The organism is Enterobacter cloacae complex sp. BZL2005 (assembly GCF_049238885.1).
Classification (GTDB): Bacteria; Pseudomonadota; Gammaproteobacteria; order Enterobacterales; family Enterobacteriaceae; genus Enterobacter; species Enterobacter roggenkampii.
Map to the genome: position 1 here is coordinate 70,300 of NZ_JBMKGI010000014.1, position 16,312 is coordinate 86,611.

A 16,312-nucleotide genomic window follows, 5' to 3' on the forward strand; every position below is an offset into this window, starting at 1 on the left:
TTGCGCAACATGCGAGCATGATCCAGAGATTTCTTAACAAGCAAAAGAATGCTCCATGTACATGACTTGCGGCTTGGGTTACATTGTTGGCACTTTTTTCCGGCGTAGCCCAAAACGCGCTGTCGTCAAGGGCATGGCCTTTAACAGTCCGATCTGGAGTTAAAATGTCCTCACGTAAAGAGCTTGCTAATGCTATTCGTGCGCTGAGCATGGACGCAGTACAGAAAGCCAAATCCGGCCACCCAGGGGCCCCTATGGGTATGGCTGATATCGCCGAAGTTCTGTGGCGCGATTTCCTGAACCACAACCCGCAGAACCCATCATGGGCTGACCGCGACCGCTTCGTGCTGTCAAACGGCCACGGCTCTATGCTGATCTATAGCCTGCTGCACCTCACCGGCTACGATCTGCCTATCGAAGAGCTGAAAAACTTCCGTCAGCTGCACTCCAAAACTCCAGGTCACCCGGAAGTGGGCTACACCGCTGGCGTAGAAACCACCACCGGCCCGCTGGGTCAGGGTATTGCAAACGCTGTGGGTATGGCGATTGCTGAGAAGACCCTGGCGGCGCAGTTCAACCGTCCTGGCCACGACATCGTTGACCACTTCACCTACGCGTTCATGGGCGATGGCTGCATGATGGAAGGCATTTCTCACGAAGTGTGCTCCCTGGCAGGTACCCTGAAGCTGGGTAAACTGGTTGCGTTCTATGACGACAACGGTATCTCCATCGACGGTCACGTTGAAGGCTGGTTCACTGACGACACCGCTGCACGTTTCGAAGCCTACGGCTGGCACGTTGTGCGTGGCGTTGATGGCCACGATGCTGACTCGATTAAACGTGCAGTAGAAGAAGCGCGCGCTGTGACGGACAAACCGTCCCTGCTGATGTGCAAAACCATCATTGGCTTCGGTTCTCCGAACAAAGCGGGTACGCACGACTCCCACGGCGCGCCGCTGGGCGATGCGGAAATCGCCCTGACCCGCGAAGCGCTGGGCTGGAAATACCCTGCATTCGAAATCCCATCTGAGATCTATGCTCAGTGGGATGCAAAAGAAGTAGGCCAGGCGAAAGAAGCGGCATGGAACGAGAAGTTCGCTGCTTACGCGAAAGCCTTCCCACAGGAAGCGGCTGAATTCACCCGCCGTATGAAAGGTGACATGCCGTCTGACTTCGACGCGAAAGCGAACGAATTCATCGCTAAGCTGCAGGCGAACCCGTCTAAAATCGCGAGCCGTAAAGCGTCTCAGAATGCCATTGAAGCGTTCGGTCCTCTGCTGCCTGAATTCCTCGGCGGCTCCGCTGACCTGGCGCCATCTAACCTGACCCTGTGGTCCGGTTCTAAGCCAATCAACGAAGACACTGCCGGTAACTACATCCATTACGGTGTACGTGAATTCGGTATGACTGCGATTGCCAACGGTATCTCCCTGCACGGTGGTTTCCTGCCGTACACCTCTACCTTCCTGATGTTCGTTGAATATGCGCGTAACGCCGTGCGTATGGCGGCGCTGATGAAACAGCGTCAGGTGATGGTCTATACCCACGACTCCATCGGTCTGGGCGAAGACGGCCCAACTCACCAGCCGGTAGAGCAGGTGGCTTCCCTGCGCGTGACCCCGAACATGAGCACATGGCGTCCATGTGACCAGGTTGAATCCGCGGTGGCGTGGAAATACGGCGTTGAGCGTCAGGACGGTCCTACCGCGCTGATCCTCTCCCGTCAGAACCTGGCACAGCAGGAACGTACCCCAGAGCAGCTGGCGAATATCGCGCGCGGCGGTTATGTGCTGAAAGATTGCGCGGGCCAGCCAGAGCTGATCTTCATCGCTACCGGTTCTGAAGTTGAACTGGCTGTTGCCGCATGGGAAAAACTGACTGCCGAAGGCGTGAAGGCGCGCGTGGTTTCCATGCCGTCTACCGACGCGTTCGACAAGCAGGATGCTGCTTACCGTGAATCCGTACTGCCTAAAGCGGTTTCCGCGCGTGTGGCAGTGGAAGCGGGTATCGCTGACTACTGGTTCAAATACGTGGGCCTGAACGGCGCTATCGTCGGTATGACCACCTTCGGTGAATCTGCTCCGGCAGAACTGCTGTTCGAAGAGTTCGGCTTCACCGTTGAGAACGTGGTCGCGAAGGCGAAAGAACTGCTGTAATCACCATTTTGCCCGGAGGCGCTACGCTTACCGGGCCTACAAATGGCTCGAAAGTAGGCTGGGTAAGCGCTAGCGCGCCACCCGGCTTTTTTGTAAGCATTATTCCACCTAAAATGTGACGCAAGTCATATAGCTCGCTTATTCATCTGGACAGACATTCCTTTTATTCCCCGATTCGCTTATTCTTGCTGAAGCGTTTCAGTCGATTAAATGTTCGACAAATGACCAATCAATCGCAGTTTGTGACAGCAAGGATTCCCCTTCGGGCGTAGCTGGATTACTCTTTCAGCCACCTCAAACTCAGGGATTGCTTTGCAGGAGATCTATGACCGTACGCGTAGCGATTAACGGCTTCGGTCGCATCGGGCGTAATGTGGTTCGTGCTTTGTATGAATCCGGACGTCGGGCGGAAATGACCATGGTGGCAATCAATGAACTGGCGGATGCTGCGGGTATGGCGCATTTGTTGAAGTATGACACCAGCCACGGACGCTTTGCCTGGGATGTGCGCCAGGAAAGAGATCAGCTTTTTGTGGGTGATGACGCTATTCGTGTGCTGCATGAGAACAGCATCTCCGGGCTTCCCTGGCGTGAACTGGGTGTGGATGTGGTGCTTGACTGTACCGGTGTGTATGGCAACCGCGAACATGGCGAAGCGCATCTCGCGGCAGGTGCGAAAAAAGTCCTGTTCTCCCATCCCGGCAGTAACGACCTCGACGCGACCGTCGTGTTTGGCGTCAACCAGCATGAGCTGCAAGCCGAACACCGCATTGTTTCCAACGCCTCCTGTACCACCAACTGCATTATTCCGGTCATCAAACTGTTAGACGATGCGTATGGCATTGAGTCCGGCACCGTGACCACGATTCACTCCGCCATGCACGATCAACAGGTCATTGACGCTTACCACCCGGATTTACGGCGCACGCGTGCAGCGAGCCAGTCAATCATTCCGGTGGATACAAAGCTGGCTGCTGGGATTACCCGAATTTTTCCGCAGTTCAACGATCGTTTTGAGGCGATTGCCGTGCGCGTCCCGACGATCAACGTCACCGCGATCGACCTTAGCGTGACGGTGAAAAAACCGGTAAAAGCCTGTGAAGTCAACCTGTTGCTGCAAAAAGCGGCACAGGGGGCATTTCATGGTATAGTTGACTATACGGAATTACCGTTGGTCTCAGTAGATTTTAACCACGACCCGCACAGCGCCATCGTCGATGGCACGCAAACGAGGGTCAGTGGCGCACACCTTATCAAGACGCTGGTCTGGTGTGATAACGAATGGGGCTTTGCTAACCGAATGCTCGACACCACGTTAGCAATGGCTGCTCAAGGTTTCAGGTAAGGCGCATCGTGCGTCTGCAAAACTTTAAGAATCAACGAGAGGATTCACCATGTCTGTAATTAAGATGACCGATCTGGATCTGGCTGGTAAACGCGTTTTCATCCGTGCCGATCTGAACGTACCGGTTAAAGATGGCAAAGTGACCAGCGACGCGCGTATCCGTGCATCTCTGCCAACCATCGAGCTGGCTCTGAAGCAGGGCGCGAAAGTGATGGTCACCTCCCACCTGGGTCGTCCAACTGAAGGCGAGTACAACGAAGAGTTCTCTCTGCTGCCAGTGGTTAATTACCTGAAAGACAAACTGTCCAACCCGGTTCGCCTGGTGAAAGATTACCTGGACGGCGTTGACGTTGCAGCCGGTGAGCTGGTTGTGCTGGAAAACGTTCGCTTCAACAAAGGCGAGAAGAAAGACGACGAAACCCTGTCCAAAAAATACGCTGCACTGTGCGACGTATTCGTGATGGATGCATTCGGTACGGCTCACCGTGCTCAGGCGTCTACCCATGGTATCGGTAAATTCGCAGACGTAGCGTGTGCCGGTCCTCTGCTGGCTGACGAACTGGAAGCGCTGGGTAAAGCACTGAAAGAGCCTGCTCGTCCGATGGTCGCTATCGTTGGTGGTTCTAAAGTTTCTACCAAACTGACCGTTCTGGATTCTCTGTCTAAAATCGCTGACCAGCTGATCGTTGGCGGTGGTATCGCGAACACCTTCGTTGCCGCTCAGGGCCACAACGTCGGTAAATCCCTGTACGAAGCAGACCTGGTTGACGAAGCCAAACGCCTGCTGGGTACCTGTGATATCCCGGTTCCAACTGACGTTCGCGTCGCGACCGAGTTCTCCGAAACCGCAACCGCGACCCTGAAATCTGTAAACGACATCAAAGACGAAGAGCAGATTCTGGACCTGGGCGACGTTTCTGCACAGAAACTGGCTGAAATCCTCAAAAACGCAAAAACTATCCTGTGGAACGGTCCTGTTGGCGTGTTCGAATTCCCGAACTTCCGCAAAGGGACTGAAATCGTGGCTAACGCAATCGCAGACAGCGAAGCGTTCTCTATCGCAGGCGGTGGTGACACCCTGGCAGCAATCGACCTGTTCGGTATCGCTGACAAGATCTCCTACATCTCCACTGGTGGCGGCGCATTCCTCGAATTCGTGGAAGGCAAAGTACTGCCAGCAGTAGCAATGCTCGAAGAGCGCGCTAAGAAGTAAGCCATTCAAGGGCAGGGAAACCTGCCCAATTTTCAGCGCGCTTTTAAGAGCTCGCACCTTTTCTAACGGCCGAAGATACAGGACTAAGCAACATGTCTAAAATTTTTGATTTCGTAAAACCTGGCGTTATCACTGGTGATGACGTACAGAAAGTGTTCCAGGTAGCTAAAGAAAACAACTTCGCTCTGCCAGCAGTTAACTGCGTGGGTACCGACTCCATCAACGCCGTACTGGAAACTGCTGCTAAAGTTAAAGCTCCAGTTATCGTTCAGTTCTCTAACGGCGGCGCTGCGTTCATCGCAGGTAAAGGCGTGAAAACTGACATTCCTCAGGGTGCTGCAATCCTGGGCGCTATCTCTGGTGCGCACCACGTTCACCAGATGGCTGAACACTACGGTGTTCCAGTTATCCTGCACACTGACCACTGCGCGAAGAAACTGCTGCCGTGGATCGACGGTCTGCTGGACGCGGGTGAAAAACACTTCGCGGCAACCGGTAAGCCACTGTTCTCTTCTCACATGATCGACCTGTCTGAAGAGTCACTGCACGAAAACATCGAAATCTGCTCTAAGTACCTTGCGCGCATGGCCAAAATGGACATGACCCTGGAAATCGAACTGGGTTGCACCGGCGGTGAAGAAGATGGCGTGGACAACAGCCACATGGACGCTTCTGCACTTTACACCCAGCCAGAAGACGTTGATTACGCTTACACCGAGCTGAGCAAAATCAGCCCACGCTTCACCATTGCAGCGTCCTTCGGTAACGTACACGGCGTTTACAAACCAGGTAACGTAGTTCTGACCCCAACCATCCTGCGTGATTCTCAGGAATACGTTTCCAAGAAACACAACCTGCCGCACAACAGCCTGAACTTCGTCTTCCACGGCGGTTCCGGTTCTTCTGCTCAGGAAATCAAAGACTCCGTAAGCTACGGCGTTGTGAAAATGAACATCGACACCGACACCCAGTGGGCAACCTGGGACGGTATCCTGCAGTACTACAAAGCGAACGAAGCTTACCTGCAGGGCCAGCTGGGCAACCCGAAAGGCGAAGACCAGCCGAACAAGAAATACTACGATCCACGCGTATGGCTGCGCGCAGCGCAGACGTCCATGGTGACCCGTCTGGAGCAGGCTTTCAAAGAACTGAACGCGATCGACGTTCTGTAATTTGAGCTGCTAACAGCATCAGAAGGCCCGCAAATGCGGGCCTTTTTTTATGCTTTTTCAATACCCTGCCAGCCCTGTTTTTGTGATCTGTTTGGCAAAACCGGTGCTTTTTGTTTACCCTTTACTGACCTGCCTGTCTCCATGGGGGATGGATTTTGTGTTTTGGTTTAACAAAAGGAAGAATAAATGGAACAACTCGATGTTGTAGACAGCATCAATAACGCCGGTAACTGGCTGGTGCGCAACCAGGCCCTGCTGCTGAGCTATGCCGTGAACATCGTCGCGGCGATAGCCATCATCATCGTCGGGATGATCGTGGCGCGTATTGTCTCGAATACGGTTAACCGCGTAATGCTGGCCCGTCACATTGACGCCACGGTGGCAGACTTCCTCTCCGCACTGGTGCGCTACGGCATTATCGCCTTCACGCTGATTGCCGCGCTGGGCCGTGTGGGGGTGCAAACCGCCTCCGTCATTGCCGTTCTCGGTGCGGCCGGTCTGGCCATTGGTCTGGCACTGCAGGGCTCGCTTTCAAACCTGGCGGCAGGCGTGCTGCTGGTGACCTTCCGTCCGTTCCGCTCCGGCGAATACGTTGACCTTGGCGGCATTGCCGGAACCGTGCTGCAGGTGCAGATTTTCTCAACGACTATGCGTACCGTCGATGGCCGCATCGTGGTCGTGCCGAACGGGAAAATTATCGCGGGCAACATTATCAACTTCTCCCGTGAGCCGGTGCGTCGTAACGAACTGATTATCAGTGTGGCATACGACTCCGACATCGATCAGGTGAAGTCGCTGATTACCAATATCATTGCTTCAGACGATCGCATTCTGAAAGACAAAGAGCAGACGGTTCGCCTGAATGAACTCGGCGCTTCCTCCATTAACTTTGTGGTGCGTATCTGGAGCAAAAGCAGCGATCTGCAAAACGTATACTGGGACGTGCTGGAACGCATTAAGCGCGACTTCGACGCCAATGGCATCAGTTTCCCGTATCCGCAGATGGACGTGAATCTTAAACGCGAGAAAGCCGCCGAGTAATCCCCCGACGTTGTAGGCCCGGTAAGCGCTAGCGCCACCGGGCTTTACCTTCATAAGCTCCGCTAATACCCAATTAATATTATCCATTTCATCTAATGTGATTCGCGCAGTATAGTCAGCTTCCAGAACAACTCTGCGAGAAATCATCATGCTATCTTATTATTTTCAAGGGCTTGCCTTAGGTGCAGCCATGATCCTTCCCCTCGGCCCGCAAAATGCGTTCGTGATGAATCAGGGCATCCGCCGCCAGTACCATCTGATGATTGCCCTGCTGTGCGCGGTAAGCGATTTGCTGCTGATCTGTGCCGGGATTTTTGGCGGCAGCGCGCTGCTGATGCAGTCTCCGTGGCTGCTGGCGCTGGTCACCTGGGGCGGCGTGGCGTTTCTGCTCTGGTACGGATTCGGCGCGCTGAAAACGGCAATGAGCAGCAACCTCGAACTGGCGAGCGCGGAGGTCATGAAGCAGGGGCGCTGGAAGATTATCGTCACCATGCTGGCGGTGACCTGGCTTAACCCGCATGTGTATCTCGACACCTTCGTCGTGCTGGGCAGCCTGGGCGGTCAACTGGACGTTGAGCCGAAACGCTGGTTTGCGCTCGGTACGGTCAGTGCCTCTTTCCTGTGGTTCTTCGGTCTCGCCATTCTGGCGGCATGGCTGGCGCCCCGCCTGCGTACGGCTAAAGCCCAGCGCATCATTAATACCCTGGTCGGCCTGGTGATGTGGTTTATCGCTTTCCAGCTGGCGAAAGAGGGGATTCATCATGTCCAGGAATTGTTCAACTAATCCTTGTCTTATGGACAACTGAATAAGACCCGCTAAGCTTGCTGGCATGCGCCCTGTTATTGGGGCACTCTTCGCAACATGGAGGAATGACAGTGAAGTTTAAAGTGATGGCCCTGGCGGCATTAGTGAGTTTCGGTGCGGTGTCGGTGCAGGCAAGCGAATTGCCGGATGGCCCGCACATCGTCACGTCAGGCACCGCAAGCGTGGACGCGGTACCCGATGTTGCAACCCTGGCAATTGAGGTGAATGTGGCGGCGAAAGATGCAGCGACGGCCAAGAAGCAGGCTGACGATCGCGTTGCGCAATACCTCTCTTTCCTCGAGCAGAACGGTGTCGGTAAAAAAGATATCAACTCTGCGAACCTGCGTACTCAACCCGATTATGACTACCAGAATGGCAAAAGCATCCTGAAAGGCTACCGTGCGGTGCGTACCGTTGAAGTGACCGTGCGTCAGCTGGATAAGCTTAACTCGCTGCTGGACGGTGCGCTGAAGGCGGGCCTGAACGAGATCCGTTCAGTGTCGCTGGGCGTTGCGCAACCGGAGAAGTACAAAGACGAAGCGCGTAAAGCGGCGATCGATGATGCCATTCACCAGGCGGAACAGCTGGCTTCTGGCTTTAAGAGCAAGCTCGGTCCGGTTTACAGCGTGCGTTACCACGTCTCTAACTACCAGCCAAGCCCAATGGTTCGTATGATGAAGGCTGACGCAGCGCCGGTATCCGCTCAGGAAACTTACGAGCAGCCGACAATCCAGTTCGACGATCAGGTGGATGTGGTGTTCCAGCTTGAACCTGTTGCAGCACAGCCGAAACCGGCTCAGTAATCTGTAGGCCGGGTAAGGCGTGGCCGCCACCCGGCTTTTCTTTTTAATCCTGTCTCAATACCTTATGCCCGTACGCCAGCAGCGCGTCAGTGACGTTGCGCATCATGCGGCTTTCCGGCGCAAAACGGTGCCAGTAGAGCATCCGACGCTGATACAGCCCCGGCGTTAAGTCAATCAGCTCACCGCTTTTCAACTCTTTCTCAATCTGCAGATGCGGGATCATGCAGCAGGTCGTGCCCTGGCGTGCAAGCTGCACGAAGGCTTCTGACGAGTTCACGATATGGCACGGCACGCTGCCCGGCGGCAGGTCGAAGTTTTGCTGCAGGAACGCCTGATGCATATCGTCCAGATGGTCGAAGGCCACGGCAGGGGCTTTCAGCAGCGCCGCGCGGGTGACGCCGTTGGGGAAGTAGCGTTCCGCAAAGGCTTTTGAACCCACAAACAGGTAGTCCAGGGCGCCTAACTGATCGACAAGGCAGCTTGGCAGCGCCTGAGGCTGAATACTGACCGCTCCAACCACTTCACCGCGACGCAGGCGCTCCTGGGTGCGGGTTTCGTCTTCAACCTGCAAATTCAGGCGGATAGGGGAGTCTGCGAGGACCGGTGCCAGGGCCGGCAGCAGCCAGGTTGCCAGACTGTCGGCGTTGACCGCCAGAGAGAGCAGCAGCGGCGTAGAGCCCGTTTGTTCGTCACCCAGCCACTCGTCTTCCAGCAGTTCAACCTGACGCAGCAGAGCGAGGAGCTTTTGCCCTTGCTCTGTTGGACGTGGCGGCACGGTACGCACCAGCAGCGGCTGGCCGAACATGTTTTCAAGCTGTTTGATACGCTGAGAGACGGCGGACTGCGTGATGCAAAGCTTTTGCGCCGCGCGCTCAAAGCCTCGTTCACGAATAACTGCATCAAGTGCCTGTAGTGTTCTGTAGTCCGGACGTTTCATTGCTCTGGCTGGCTCCTTAATTTTGCTTATTCTGCACTATGACACAATTTTCCCTTTGTGGCAGACGAATTCCATTCGACGTGTTCTATAATGCGCCCTGAGTTTTCACACCACAGGCAAAACGATCATGACGCAGGATGAACTGAAAAAAGCAGTAGGATGGGCCGCTCTCCAGTACGTACAGCCGGGTACCATTGTCGGTGTCGGTACGGGATCAACCGCGGCACACTTTATCGATGCGCTGGGCACGATGAAGGGGCAGATCGAGGGCGCGGTTTCCAGCTCTGATGCTTCCACGGAAAAGCTGAAAAGCCTCGGCATTACCGTTTTCGATCTTAACGAAGTGGATCGTCTGGGGATTTACGTTGATGGCGCGGATGAAATCAACGGCCACATGCAGATGATCAAAGGCGGCGGCGCGGCGCTGACGCGCGAAAAAATCATCGCCTCCGTTGCGGACAAGTTTATCTGCATCGCCGACGCCTCCAAGCAGGTGGACATTCTGGGTAATTTCCCGCTGCCGGTTGAAGTGATCCCGATGGCCCGCAGCGCGGTTGCCCGTCAGCTGGTCAAGCTGGGCGGTCGTCCGGAATATCGTCAGGGCGTAGTGACCGACAACGGCAACGTGATCCTCGACGTTCACGGTCTGGAAATTCTTGACGCGATTGCGCTGGAAAACGCCATCAACGGCATTCCAGGCGTAGTGACCGTAGGGCTATTCGCCAACCGTGGCGCGGATGTGGCGCTGATCGGCACCGCTGACGGCGTGAAAACCATCGTAAAATGATCTGACGGGGGGAGTCCTCCCCCCGCTAAAAAATTTTTGAAACGCTAAATTCGGTGACTTGTGTCACGTTTTTATGCCTCTTTTGCCGATCCTTCCGCGTTTGTAAATTTCCATAGCATTTTCCTCTGCCATTTTGCGCTGTATGACTTTCCTTCAGCGTACTGACGCAAACGTTCATATTGCTGCAATAGTTTTTTTTGATATGTTGGCTACAGCGGATTTATATCCAGCACAACATCAGTTCAGACAAAAACAGGGTCGGGTAAATGGCAAAGGTATCACTGGAGAAAGACAAGATTAAATTCCTGCTGGTCGAGGGCGTGCATCAAAAAGCAATCGATAGCCTTCGTGCGGCAGGTTACACCAACATCGAATTTCACAAAGGCGCGCTCGATACCGAAGAGCTGAAAGCGTCCATCCGTGATGCCCACTTCATTGGCCTGCGATCCCGTACTCACCTGACTGAAGATGTGATTGCCGCGGCGGAAAAGCTGGTGGCTATCGGCTGCTTCTGCATCGGTACCAACCAGGTTGACCTGAATGCTGCTGCGAAACGCGGTATTCCTGTCTTCAACGCCCCGTTCTCCAACACCCGTTCCGTGGCGGAGCTGGTGATTGGCGAACTGCTGCTGCTCCTGCGCGGCATTCCGGAGGCTAACGCCAAAGCACACCGCGGCGTCTGGAACAAACTGGCTGCGGGCTCCTACGAAGCCCGTGGGAAAAAACTGGGTATCATCGGCTATGGCCACATCGGTACCCAACTGGGGATTCTGGCGGAATCTCTCGGTATGCATGTCTATTTTTACGATATCGAAAGCAAGCTGCCGCTGGGCAATGCCACCCAGGTTCAACACCTGTCTGACCTGCTGAACATGAGTGACGTGGTAAGTCTGCACGTGCCGGAAAATGCGTCCACCAAAAACATGATGGGCGCAGAAGAGCTGGCGCTGATGAAGCCGGGCTCACTGCTGATTAACGCCGCGCGTGGCACGGTGGTCGATATCCCTGCGCTGTGCGATGCGCTGAAGCGTAAGCATCTGGCAGGGGCGGCCATCGACGTTTTCCCAACGGAGCCCGCCACCAACAGCGATCCGTTCACCTCTCCGCTGTGCGAGTTCGACAACGTGATCCTGACGCCACACATCGGCGGGTCTACGCAGGAAGCGCAGGAGAATATCGGTCTGGAAGTGGCAGGTAAGCTGAGCAAATACTCCGACAACGGTTCTACGCTCTCTGCGGTGAACTTCCCGGAAGTGTCTCTGCCGCTGCACGGCGGTCGTCGTCTGCTGCACATCCACGAAAACCGTCCAGGCGTGCTCACCGCGATCAACCAGATCTTTGCCGAGCAGGGCGTCAACATTGCCGCGCAGTATCTGCAGACCAACTCGCAGATGGGCTATGTGGTCATTGATATCGAAGCGGATGACGATGTGGCCGAGAAAGCGTTGCTGAGCATGAAGGCCATTCCAGGGACGATTCGCGCGCGTCTGCTTTACTGATGGTGCGGTCTGTGGTGTCGGGGGGAGCTTACGCTTACCCGACCTACAATGTTTGAGGATTTATGTAGGCCGGGTAAGGCGCAGCCGCCACCCGGCTTTATCCTACCAGACCCAGATTTTGCTGGGCGTCACCACCGCCGGTAACGGCACATCCCATTTCTCCACCGGCAACGCCTCCACGCCCTGGCAATCATGCGCGTAGCCTACCGGCTGCAACCCATACTGCTGCCAGTTTTGCAGCGTCCGGTCGTAAAAACCGCCGCCCATACCTAAGCGCTGTCCCTGCTCATCAAACGCCACCAGCGGCGTAATCAGCACGTCCAGCTGTGACAGCGGGAGCACGTCGCGCACGTCGAGTTTCGGCTCGGTGATTTTCAGACGATTCATCACCAGCTCGCTGTGCGGGTGATAGTGCAAAAATAGCAGGTTGCCTTCGCTGAACGGGTGCAGCACCGGCAGGTACACCTTTTTTCCGGCGCGCCAGAGCTGCTCTATCAGCGGTTGGGTGTCCAGTTCGCCATCGAATGACAGAAACAGGGCAACCGTGCGCGCCATCACGACAGGGGGATACGCCATCATACGGGCGGCGGCCTGCTGGGCAAAATGCGCTTGCTGTTCTGGAGTTAACGCACGACGGCGCTGGCGAATGAGCTGACGGATGTCCTGGCGTGAAGGCGAAACTTCAGGGAATTGAGTCATGGTAGTCGGTAGAAGAAGAAAGAGGGAATCTCCGAGATGCCGCCGCAGGCTGTAACCCTTGAACCCTTGGTTCAAGGTGAATGTGTCGTCATAGTTTTAAGGCTTCTCGGACGAACCGAGCATGCTCACCAACCATGGAGCGCCACATTCTTGTGGTATGAAATATCGGCTCAGGGGACTGGCCCGCTTGCGAACATCTCAGAGAAATTTTGTCTTCACAGTTACTCTACCATAGTCAACTGAGAAGTGTTATTCAAACTTGGGTCCCGGTCTTTCGGGATTGCGACCTTGATCAAGCAATGCTTGTTCTATGGTCTGCTGGAGCATTTTTATGCGCTGCTCCATGCTTGCCGCGTAGTCGCGGGTCTTCGCTTTTTCCTGAGTCAGTTCATAGCTGATGTTCAACGCGGCGATGAAAACCAGCTGCTCAGTATTTGTGACTCTAGTGCGTTCTTTTAGATCTTGCAACCGCTGATTCAAATCGTCCGCAGCCTGATTCAAAGCATCCCTTTGTTCAGGCGGACAATTCACTCGCAGTGAACGGCCAAAAATCTGGAGATCGACGGGTTGTGCAGACATGCCACCTTCCTGCTGATTGACTGCGCTGCCTTCGCTTACGGCCCCGGGGGCTGCGAAGGGGCGACACTATAGCTACCCTGATGTGAAGATACAAGCCCTTTTCTGGTATCACCAGGGTCCAAAGTGGTAGCATATCATGAAACTTCCCCCCAATGATGACGAATGCGCATGTCTATACAGAACGAAATGCCTGGTTACAAGGATTTAAACCAGTTACTGAACCAGCAGGGAGTCGGTTTAACCCCTGCCGAAATGCACGGTCTGATCAGTGGCATGCTGTGCGGCGGAAACAGCGACAGCTCCTGGCAGCCGCTGATCCACGACCTCACGAATGAAGGGCTGGCGTTTGGTCACGAGCTGGCGGAAGCGCTGCGTAAAATGCACGCCGCCATCAGCGATTCGCTGGAAGACGATGGCTTCCTTTTTCAGCTTTATCTGCCTGACGGCGACGACGTCAGCGTGTTCGATCGCGCCGATGCGCTGGCCGGCTGGGTAAACCACTATCTGCTGGGGCTGGGCGTCACGCAGCCTAAACTGGATAAAGTGACCGGCGAAGCGGGTGAAGCGATCGACGACCTGCGCAACATTGCCCAGCTTGGCTACGATGAAGACGAAGACCAGGAAGAGCTGGAAATGTCTCTCGAAGAGATCATCGAGTACGTGCGCGTGGCGGCACTGCTGTGCCACGACAACTTTACGCGCTCACAGCCGACCGCACCGGAAGTTCGTAAGCCAACCTTACATTAAGAAAAATAACGCACAGGAGGGTGTCATGGTTATCTCGAGTCAAGAGTATTCGCGCCGCCGTCAGGCGCTGCTGGCGAAAATGCAGCCGGGCAGCGCCGCGCTAATTTTTGCTGCGCCTGAAGTGACGCGCAGCGCTGACAGCGAATATCCCTATCGCCAGAGCAGCGATTTCTGGTACTTCACCGGCTTTAACGAGCCGGAAGCGGTACTGGTGCTGATTAAAAGCAATGACACCCACAACCACAGCGTGATATTCAACCGCGTGCGCGACCTGACGGCCGAAATCTGGTTTGGCCGCCGCCTGGGCCAGGAGGCCGCGCCGGCGAAGCTGGGCGTTGACCGTGCGCTGGCGTTTAGCGAAATCAACCAGCAACTCTACCAGCTGCTTAACGGCCTCGACGTGCTCTATCACGCGCAGGGCGAATATGCCTACGCCGATGAGATTGTCTTCACCGCGCTGGATAAGCTGCGCAAAGGCTCGCGCCAGAACCTGTCCGCACCGGCCACGCTGACGGACTGGCGTCCGGTGGTGCATGAGATGCGCCTGTTCAAGTCTGAGGAAGAGCTAAATGTGATGCGCCGCGCGGGCGAAATCAGCGCGCTGGCACACACCCGCGCCATGCAGAAATGCCGTCCCGGGATGTTCGAATACCAGCTGGAAGGCGAAATTCACCACGAATTTAACCGCCACGGCGCGCGCTATCCCTCCTACAACACCATTGTCGGCGGCGGGGAAAACGGCTGCATTCTGCACTACACCGAAAACGAAAGTGCGCTGCGCGACGGCGATCTGGTGCTGATTGACGCCGGTTGCGAATATCAGGGCTATGCGGGGGACATCACCCGTACCTTTCCGGTAAACGGTAAATTCTCGCCGGCACAGCGCGCGATTTACGACATTGTTCTCGAATCCCTTGAGACAGCGCTCAAACTGTATCGTCCGGGGACTTCCATGCAGGAAGTGACCGGCGAAGTGGTGCGCATCATGATTACCGGTCTGGTCAGGCTCGGGATCCTGAAAGGGGATGTCGACACCCTGATTGCTGAAAATGCGCACCGACCGTATTTCATGCACGGCCTGAGCCACTGGCTGGGGCTGGACGTGCATGACGTTGGCGCATACGGCACCGACCGTTCGCGCGTGCTGGAGCCGGGCATGGTGTTAACCGTGGAGCCGGGTCTCTACATCGCGCCGGATGCCGACGTGCCAGAAGAATACCGCGGGATTGGCATTCGTATTGAAGACGATATCGTGATTACCGAAACCGGTAACGAAAACCTGACCGCCAGCGTCGTGAAAAACGCTGACGATATCGAGGCGCTGATGGCAGCGGCGCGCGCATGAGCGTGATTATCGTGGGCGGCGGCATGACCGGGGCCACGCTGGCGCTGGCCATTTCGCATATGACGCAGGGCCAGCTTCCGGTGCACCTGGTAGAAGCCGTTGCGCCAGAGGCGTCGAACCACCCCGGTTTTGATGCCCGCGCCATTGCGCTGGCGCAGGGCACCTGCCAGCAGCTTTCCCGCATTGGGATCTGGCAGGCGATTGCCGACCGTGCTACGGCGATCGGGACCGTTCACGTCAGCGATCGCGGCCATGCAGGCTTTGTCACGCTGGACGCGCAGGATTACCGGATTGATGCCCTGGGTCAGGTTGTTGAGCTGCACGACGTCGGATTACGTCTGTTCCGCCTGCTCCAGGACGCGCCGGGCGTCACGCTGCATTGTCCCGCGCGCGTGGCCAGCGTGAGTCGGAGTGACGCGTCGGTCAGCGTGACCCTGGAAAGCGGTACCGTCCTTGAAGGCCAGCTTCTGGTCGCTGCGGACGGTTCGCGCTCGTCGCTCGGCACCCAGTGTGGCGTGGAGTGGCGCCAGCAGCCTTACGGGCAGGTGGCGGTCATTGCGAACGTCGCTACCGCAGCTGACCACAACGGCAGGGCCTTTGAGCGCTTTACGCAGCATGGCCCGCTGGCGATGCTGCCGATGTCGGACGGGCGCTGTTCCCTGGTCTGGTGTCACCCGCAGGATAAGGCGGAAGAGGTTAAGGCCTGGTCCGACGAACGTTTTTGTACCGAGCTGCAGAAAGCCTTTGGCTGGCGGCTGGGGCGTATTACCCATGCCGGCAAGCGGACGGTCTACCCGCTTTCGCTGACGACAGCCTCTCAGTCTATCTCCCATCGTCTGGCGCTTGTCGGTAACGCTGCGCAGACGCTGCACCCCATCGCGGGGCAAGGTTTCAACCTTGGCTTACGCGATGTCATGAGCCTGGCCGAATCTCTGGCGCAGGCGTGGGGCGAGCAAAAAGACTGTGGGGCGTATTCGGTGCTGAGTCATTACCAGACGCGCCGACAGGCGGATAAAGAGGCCACCATCGGTGTGACCGATGGTCTGGTCCATCTTTTTGCCAATCGTTGGGCACCGCTGGTTGCGGGTCGCAACCTTGGGCTGATGGCGATGGAATTATTCATTCCGGCACGTGACGTGCTGGCGCAGCGGACCCTGGGTTGGGTCGCGCGTTAAGGAGTTATC

The 16,312-nt window shown here is 56.0% G+C and carries 15 protein-coding genes and 1 other RNA gene; 12 read left to right on the forward strand and 4 right to left on the reverse strand.

Annotation, left to right across the window (positions count from 1 at the left end; translation table 11 throughout):
- Positions 1-164: 164 nt before the first annotated feature.
- From tkt to ACOTXI_RS19615, 7 genes are all read left to right on the forward strand, one after another.
- On the forward strand, positions 165-2,156 hold the full coding sequence (gene tkt / locus ACOTXI_RS19585) for a transketolase (protein ID WP_021242065.1): 1,992 nt from the start codon (positions 165-167) through the stop codon (positions 2,154-2,156).
- A 325-nt stretch (positions 2,157-2,481) separates the two neighbouring features.
- Entirely contained in the window at positions 2,482-3,501 is a 1,020-nt protein-coding gene (gene epd, locus ACOTXI_RS19590; protein WP_058653974.1) for an erythrose-4-phosphate dehydrogenase, read from the forward strand.
- A gap of 49 nt (positions 3,502-3,550) precedes the next feature.
- Positions 3,551-4,714 (forward strand): phosphoglycerate kinase, encoded by a 1,164-nt coding sequence (gene pgk / locus ACOTXI_RS19595; protein WP_008499732.1) that lies wholly within the window; start codon positions 3,551-3,553, stop codon positions 4,712-4,714.
- 92 nt (positions 4,715-4,806) lie between these two features.
- A complete protein-coding gene (gene fbaA / locus ACOTXI_RS19600) occupies positions 4,807-5,886 on the forward strand; it encodes a class II fructose-bisphosphate aldolase (protein ID WP_008499731.1) in 1,080 nt (359 codons plus the stop codon).
- A gap of 186 nt (positions 5,887-6,072) precedes the next feature.
- Positions 6,073-6,927 carry a small-conductance mechanosensitive channel MscS gene (gene mscS / locus ACOTXI_RS19605; protein WP_008499730.1) on the forward strand — a complete coding sequence of 285 codons (855 nt, stop codon included), beginning with the start codon at positions 6,073-6,075 and terminating at the stop codon, positions 6,925-6,927.
- 148 nt (positions 6,928-7,075) lie between these two features.
- Entirely contained in the window at positions 7,076-7,711 is a 636-nt protein-coding gene (gene argO / locus ACOTXI_RS19610; protein ID WP_021242063.1) for an arginine exporter ArgO, read from the forward strand.
- A gap of 92 nt (positions 7,712-7,803) precedes the next feature.
- Entirely contained in the window at positions 7,804-8,535 is a 732-nt protein-coding gene (locus ACOTXI_RS19615) for an oxidative stress defense protein (protein WP_008499728.1), read from the forward strand.
- Positions 8,536-8,578: 43 nt separating this feature from the next.
- Here the strand turns inward: ACOTXI_RS19615 and argP are convergent, their stop codons facing one another.
- Complete coding sequence (gene argP / locus ACOTXI_RS19620; protein WP_008499727.1) at positions 8,579-9,472, reverse strand: DNA-binding transcriptional regulator ArgP; 894 nt, start codon at positions 9,470-9,472, stop codon at positions 8,579-8,581.
- Positions 9,473-9,599: 127 nt separating this feature from the next.
- Here argP and rpiA point away from each other — a divergent pair, with 127 nt between their 5' ends.
- Positions 9,600-10,259, forward strand: coding sequence for a ribose-5-phosphate isomerase RpiA (rpiA, locus tag ACOTXI_RS19625; protein WP_003860091.1), 660 nt, complete (start codon positions 9,600-9,602; stop codon positions 10,257-10,259).
- Between the two features lie 266 nt (positions 10,260-10,525).
- A complete protein-coding gene (serA, locus tag ACOTXI_RS19630) occupies positions 10,526-11,758 on the forward strand; it encodes a phosphoglycerate dehydrogenase (protein ID WP_021242062.1) in 1,233 nt (410 codons plus the stop codon).
- 102 nt (positions 11,759-11,860) lie between these two features.
- On the opposite strand, the gene ACOTXI_RS19635 is transcribed toward serA, so the two are convergent.
- From ACOTXI_RS19635 to zapA, 3 genes are all read right to left on the reverse strand, one after another.
- Complete coding sequence (locus ACOTXI_RS19635) at positions 11,861-12,457, reverse strand: 5-formyltetrahydrofolate cyclo-ligase (RefSeq protein WP_058653972.1); 597 nt, start codon at positions 12,455-12,457, stop codon at positions 11,861-11,863.
- A 24-nt stretch (positions 12,458-12,481) separates the two neighbouring features.
- A non-coding RNA gene (ssrS, locus tag ACOTXI_RS19640) (6S RNA) lies at positions 12,482-12,665 on the reverse strand.
- Positions 12,666-12,706: 41 nt separating this feature from the next.
- Complete coding sequence (gene zapA, locus ACOTXI_RS19645; RefSeq protein WP_006811891.1) at positions 12,707-13,036, reverse strand: cell division protein ZapA; 330 nt, start codon at positions 13,034-13,036, stop codon at positions 12,707-12,709.
- A gap of 168 nt (positions 13,037-13,204) precedes the next feature.
- On the opposite strand from zapA, the gene ACOTXI_RS19650 reads away from it, so the two are divergent.
- The 3 genes from ACOTXI_RS19650 to ubiH are packed head-to-tail and all read left to right on the forward strand — an operon-like array spanning position 13,205 to position 16,303.
- Positions 13,205-13,783 carry a YecA family protein gene (locus ACOTXI_RS19650; protein WP_025912457.1) on the forward strand — a complete coding sequence of 193 codons (579 nt, stop codon included), beginning with the start codon at positions 13,205-13,207 and terminating at the stop codon, positions 13,781-13,783.
- A gap of 31 nt (positions 13,784-13,814) precedes the next feature.
- Entirely contained in the window at positions 13,815-15,128 is a 1,314-nt protein-coding gene (gene pepP / locus ACOTXI_RS19655) for a Xaa-Pro aminopeptidase (protein WP_087855344.1), read from the forward strand.
- A complete protein-coding gene (gene ubiH, locus ACOTXI_RS19660) occupies positions 15,125-16,303 on the forward strand; it encodes a 2-octaprenyl-6-methoxyphenyl hydroxylase (protein WP_058653970.1) in 1,179 nt (392 codons plus the stop codon). The genes pepP and ubiH overlap by 4 nt, the downstream gene beginning before the upstream one ends.
- The last annotated feature ends 9 nt before the right edge of the window (positions 16,304-16,312 follow it).